The organism is Mesorhizobium sp. M8A.F.Ca.ET.021.01.1.1 (assembly GCF_003998025.1).
In the GTDB taxonomy this organism is placed as follows: Bacteria; Pseudomonadota; Alphaproteobacteria; order Rhizobiales; family Rhizobiaceae; genus Mesorhizobium.
The window spans coordinates 1-5,460 of record NZ_RZSJ01000431.1 but is presented as its reverse complement, the minus strand read 5'-3'; the positions used below and the strand labels follow the sequence as shown (position 1 = coordinate 5,460).

Sequence of the window (5,460 nt, the reverse complement as noted above, 5' to 3'; positions counted from 1 at the left end):
CAACACGTCCTATCTCGACATCGACGAGATCGCCGCCTCGATCTCGCGACCACAGGACGTGCTCGGCCTGCATTTCTTCTCGCCGGCCAACGTCATGAAGCTGCTGGAGATCGTGCGCGCCGAAAAGACGGCGTCGGATGCGCTGGCGACCGTGGTCGACCTGGCACGCAGGATCGGCAAGGTGGCCGTCGTCGTCGGCGTCTGCCACGGCTTCGTCGGCAACCGCATGCTGGCCGCGCGTGGCTCGGAATCGGAAGCGCTGCTGCTGGAGGGCGCGACACCCGGCCAGATCGACAAGGCGTTCACCGATTTCGGCTGGCCGATGGGGCCGTTCCAGATGGGCGACCTGGCCGGCCTCGACATCGGCTGGCGCAACCGCAAGGCGCGTGGGCTGACGGCCGTCATCGCCGACACGCTGTGCGAGCAGGGCCGTTTCGGCCAGAAGACCGGCCGTGGCTTCTATCTCTACGAGAACGGTTCGCGCACGCCGGTACCCGATCCCGAGGTCGAGGCGCTGATCCGCGACAAGGCCGCCGAGAAGGGCATCGCGCCACGCACGATAGCCGCCGACGAGATCATCGAACGCACGCTCTATCCCCTGATCAACGAGGGGGCGAAAATTCTGGAGGAAGGGATTGCAGCCCGCGCCTCCGACATCGATGTCGTCTGGGTCAATGGCTACGGCTTTCCCATCGGCAAGGGCGGCCCGATGTTCTGGGCCGGTCTCGTAGGCGCGGGCAAGATCATCGAGCGGCTCGAATATTGGCTGGAGCTGACCGGCAAGGATGTTTTCAAGCCGGCGTCCTTGCTCAAGCGGATGGCTGAGAGCGGCTCTTGGGAAGCCGGCTCAACAGCCTGATCCGGGTAGCGGAATCATCGGATCCGCGCGTCGATGATCTCGACGAAGCGGGCGAAAAGGCCGGCCTGCGACTTGATCTTGAGCTTGCGGTAGATGTTGCGGCGATGGACCTTCACGGTTCCCGGCACGATGCGCATGGCCCTGGCGATCGATTCCGTCGAATGCCCCTGCAGCACCAGGTCGACGACGTGCTTTTCGCGCGGCGTCAGTGACAGGCTTTTCCAGATATGGGCGCGGTCGAATTCGTTGACCGCGGCTATTTCCTCGTCCTGCTTCGTCACGGCCGGTTCGTCGGCGGGGAGGGCAGGCCAGCGCGATCTGATGAAGCTGATCACCGCGGGCGCCATGTCGCGCAGCAGCCTGGCATCGGCGGTGCCGAACGGGCCGGAAGCACTGAGCCGCATCAACGACAGCACCAGCGCGTCCTTGCCCGGCAGCGGCACGAAGAAGCCGACTTCCTCGGCCAACCGGGTCTGGCTGTAGTAGGAGCGAAAATATTCGCTGGCGTAGAAACGATCGGGCGCGAGTTCCCGCATGCGCCAGAACCCTTCCTTGCGCTCGACCGCCGCGTGATGGAACGGGTCGAGCAGGTAAGGCCCCTCCTGGTAGAGCGCGACGAAGACGTGGCTTTCGGCCGGTGTGAACGTCTCGAACAGCAATGGCGGTCGTGAGGCGCCACGATAGCCGAAGATCACGCAGTGGTCGAAGCCGACATGCTGGCGCAGCCAATCGACCATCGCGTGGCCGAACAGGTCGCCGCTCGTCTCCCGCGTCGCCGCGACAAGGGCGGCGAGCCGGCTGTATTCGTCGCTGCGGGAAGTGCTCAATCAATACCCCCTTAAACGAGAAAATAGATCAGATATACCACCCGCGAGGTATATACTAGCTGCCATTGGCTCTGGTAGCGTCTTGAAATCGCATCGTCCTGGAGCCGCAGCCTTGACCGCAGTGCCCGACATCGAATTTCGCGGCGTGGCCAAGCGCTATGGCGCGGTGACTGCGGTCAGCGGTATCGACCTTGCCGTGCCGCCCTCCGCCTTCGTTGCGCTGCTTGGACCGTCTGGCTGCGGCAAGACGACCTGCCTGCGCATGATCGGCGGCTTCGAACAGCCGAGCGAAGGCCAGGTGTTCATCCGCGGCCAGGACATGGCCGGCACGCCACCCTACCGGCGGCCGGTCAACATGGTGTTCCAGCAATACGCGCTGTTCCCGCATCTCGACGTCGAAGCCAATGTTTCCTATGGCCTGCGCCAGGCAAGGCCACGGCTGTCGTCGCGCGAGATCGGCCAGCGGGCCGGCGAAGCGCTCGAAATGGTGCGGCTCGCCGGCTATGGCGGCCGCAAGATCCACGAACTGTCCGGCGGCCAGCAGCAGCGTGTCGCGCTGGCGCGCGCGCTGGTCAACAAGCCGGCGGTGCTGTTGCTCGACGAGCCACTGGCGGCGCTCGACAAGAAGCTGCGCACCGACATGCAGATCGAGCTGCAGAACCTGCAGCGCGAGATCGGCATCACCTTCGTGCTGGTGACGCACGACCAGGAGGAAGCGCTGTCGATGAGCGATTTCGTCTGCGTCATGAATGGCGGCCGCATCGTCCAGCTTGGACAGCCCAATGAGATCTACGACGAGCCGGCCGATCTGTTCGTGGCCGATTTCGTCGGCAAGACCAATCTGCTTGCCGGCAAGGTCGCGGGGCATACGGGCGAACTGGTGGACGTTGCGCTGGCGGACGGCACCATCATCGCGGCGCGCAAACGCACCGCCTTGCAACAGGGCGAGACCGTCTCGGTCAGCCTGCGTCCTGAATCACTCAGCCTCGGCGCTCCGGCAAGCGGCCCGCTCAAGGGTGTCGTCCGCAACCGGATTTTCCTGGGATCGACGGCGGAATACGCGATCGAGGTCCAGGGCATCGGAACATTACTCGCCAAGGCCGACCATTTGATCGGCCAAGGCAATCTCTTCAAGCCGGGTGAACCCGTCGCCATCGGCTTTGCCACCGGGACGCCGCTCGCGTTTCCGGAGACCAAGAACAACGGGACCAACCAGAGGGTAAACAAACATGTCGAAATCATATCGTGACGGACTGCCGATAAGCCCCGAGAATTTCGTCGACCAGCTGATGCGCTTGAAGCGCGGCTCGATCGGCCGCCGCGACTTCCTTGGCCTCACCGGCCTCGGCATCGCAACGGCGGTGATGGCGCGCGAGATCGGCATCATGCCGACGCCGGCCTTCGCCGCCGAAAGCCTTGGCGACCGCATGTCGATCGCCACCTGGCCGAACTATCATGACCCGCAGACCTTCGAGAACTTCAAGAAGGACACGGGCGTCGCCGTCGAGGTCAACGTGTTCGGCTCGAATGAGGAGATGCTGGCCAAGCTGCAGGCCGGCGCCTCGGGCTGGAGCCTGTTCGTGCCGACCAATTATACGATCTCGACCTACAAGAAGCTCGGCATCATCGAGCCGCTGGAGATGGCGAAGCTGCCGAACTTCGATGGCACCCAGGAAGATGCGCGTTTCACCTCCGAGGGTACCATCGATGGCACTATTTACGCCGTGCCGAAGAACTGGGGCACGACGGGTTTTGCCGTGAACACCAAGAAGCTCGCCAAGCCGATGACGAGCTGGAAGGAGTTCTGGGACACCGCCATGGCCGAGGGCGATGGCCGCACCATGGTGCATGACTACCAGCTCACCACCATCGGGAACGCGCTGAAATATTACGGCTATTCGTTCAATTCGCTGAAGCAGGACGAGCTCGCCAAGGCGGAGGAACTGCTGCTCAAGGTCAAGCCGCATCTGTTCGCGGTCTCGTCCGACTACCAGCCGGGCATGCGCGCGGGCGACGCGTGGATGACGATGTGCTGGACCAATGACGGCGCGCAGCTGCATCGCGACATTCCCGAGATAGCCTATGTGCTTGGCAAGGAAGGCGGCGAGATCTGGACCGATTTCTATGCCATCCCGAAGGACGCGCCGAACAAGCCCGCCGGCTACGCGCTGCTCAATTATCTGATGAACCCGCAGGTCGCGGTGAAGGAGCACCTCGCCAACGGCGCTCCTTCCACCGATGCGCGCGTCAACAAGCTGCTGCCCAAGGAAGTGCTCGACAATCCGATCCTCTATCCGGCGGCGGACCTGCTGACGCCGCTCGAATTCGGCGCGGCGGCAACGCTGACCGATCCGGGCCGTGCCGAACTGATGGCGCGCTTCAAATCGGCTTGAGACTGGCCTGGACAAAGACAAACGACCGGCGGGCCCATGTCCGCCGGTACCGGGACGGTTTCGATGCAGGGCAACAGATTTCGGCATAATTTCCTGACCGCCTTGCTGCTCGCGCCGGCGACAGTATGGCTGGTGGTGTTCCTGGTGCTGCCGTTCATCGCCATAGCCGTGTTCAGCGTCGGCGAGCGGGCCCCCGAGGGCGGATACCAGGCGGCCTTCACGCTGGCGCAATACGCCAATCTTCCGGCGCGGGCGACCGCGTTCTGGAACACCATGGTGCTGGCGCCGGTGGGCGCGCTTGCCTGCCTGCTCGTTGCCTATCCGGTCGCCTATTATCTTGCCTTGCAGGCGCCGCAGCGCTGGCGGCTGATCCTGCTTGCGCTGGTCGTCATTCCGTTCTGGACGAGCCTGCTGATGCGCACCTATGCTTGGATGTACATTCTGGGCGGACGCGGCATCCCCGCGCTGCTCGCCTTCGTAGGCATCGAGGATGTCAGGCTGATCAACACGCCGGGTGCCGTCCTGCTCGGCATCGTCTACGGCTATCTGCCGCTGATGATCCTGCCGATCTATGTCAGCCTCGAGCGGCTCGACCGAAGGCTGCTGGAAGCTTCGGCCGATCTCGGCGCGACCCCGCTCTCCACCTTCCTTGGTGTGACCCTGAAGCTGTCGCTGCCGGGCGTGATGACCGGCTTTTCGCTGGTCATGATCCTGCTGCTTGGCGAGTACCTGATCCCGACGCTGCTCGGCGGCGGCAAGGTGTTCTTCATCGGCAACGCGCTGGTCGACCTGTTCCTGCAGTCGCGCAACTGGCCGTTCGGATCGGCCATCGCAATCACGCTGGTGCTGGTCTCGGTGGTGGTGCTGATTGTCGCCAACCGCATTTCGAACCGGGTTGCGGGCGCCCGCCGGGTGGACCTCATCTGATGCGCGCCTTCGTCATTGCCGTCTTCGCGTTCCTCTATCTGCCTATCGTGCTGGTCGTGCTGTTTTCCTTCAACGCCGGCCACCATGCCAGCGAGTTCACCGGCTTCTCGGTGCAATGGTACGGCAAGGCGCTGTCCAACCCGTTCCTGGTCGAGGCGCTGAAGAACAGCCTGTTCATTGCCACCACCAGCGCCCTGCTGGCGGCGGTGTTCGGCACCGCGGCAGCCCTTGGCCTGGCGCGTGTCGGCGTCAGAACCCGCGCCGTCTTCGATGGGCTGCTTGGCGCGGCGATCGTCGTTCCCGGCGTCGTCATCGGCATCTCGACGCTGGTCGCGCTCGTCCAGCTGTTCGCCGTCGTCAACCCGTTCCTCGCCTCGGTCTGGCCCGGTGACCAGCCACCGCGCCTGTCGCTCGGCTACGGCTCGATCATCGCCGCGCATGGCCTGTTCTCGAT

At 64.1% G+C, this 5,460-nt stretch carries 5 protein-coding genes and 1 pseudogene; 5 read left to right on the top strand and 1 reads right to left on the bottom strand.

Going from position 1 to position 5,460, the window contains the following annotated elements; translation table 11 throughout:
• Window positions 1–859: 3-hydroxyacyl-CoA dehydrogenase family protein (locus tag EOA36_RS26115; protein ID WP_245464469.1), on the top strand; the 859-nt coding region annotated here is incomplete at its 5' end.
• 14 nt (window positions 860–873) lie between these two features.
• Here the strand turns inward: EOA36_RS26115 and EOA36_RS26110 are convergent.
• Window positions 874–1,686 (bottom strand): LuxR C-terminal-related transcriptional regulator, encoded by an 813-nt coding sequence (locus EOA36_RS26110; protein ID WP_127280016.1) that lies wholly within the window; start codon window positions 1,684–1,686, stop codon window positions 874–876.
• Between the two features lie 112 nt (window positions 1,687–1,798).
• Between EOA36_RS26110 and EOA36_RS26105 the strand changes: the two genes are divergently transcribed.
• The 4 genes and pseudogenes from EOA36_RS26105 to EOA36_RS26090 form a co-directional block, all read left to right on the top strand.
• On the top strand, window positions 1,799–2,935 hold the full coding sequence (locus tag EOA36_RS26105) for an ABC transporter ATP-binding protein (RefSeq protein WP_127280015.1): 1,137 nt from the start codon (window positions 1,799–1,801) through the stop codon (window positions 2,933–2,935).
• Window positions 2,916–4,079 (top strand): spermidine/putrescine ABC transporter substrate-binding protein, encoded by a 1,164-nt coding sequence (locus tag EOA36_RS26100; protein ID WP_127280014.1) that lies wholly within the window; start codon window positions 2,916–2,918, stop codon window positions 4,077–4,079. Before EOA36_RS26105 ends, EOA36_RS26100 begins: the two co-directional genes overlap by 20 nt.
• A 63-nt stretch (window positions 4,080–4,142) precedes the next feature.
• Window positions 4,143–5,006, top strand: coding sequence for an ABC transporter permease (locus tag EOA36_RS26095; protein ID WP_127280013.1), 864 nt, complete (start codon window positions 4,143–4,145; stop codon window positions 5,004–5,006).
• Window positions 5,006–5,460 (top strand): annotated as a pseudogene (locus EOA36_RS26090) (ABC transporter permease); the annotation flags it as partial. The gene EOA36_RS26095 and the pseudogene EOA36_RS26090, both read left to right, overlap by 1 nt.

Coding starts and splice junctions, on each gene's coding strand:
- EOA36_RS26100 (WP_127280014.1), top strand. CDS start 2,916: ATGTCGAAATCATATCGTGACGGACTGCCGATAAGCCCCGAGAATTTC.
- EOA36_RS26095 (WP_127280013.1), top strand. CDS start 4,143: ATGCAGGGCAACAGATTTCGGCATAATTTCCTGACCGCCTTGCTGCTC.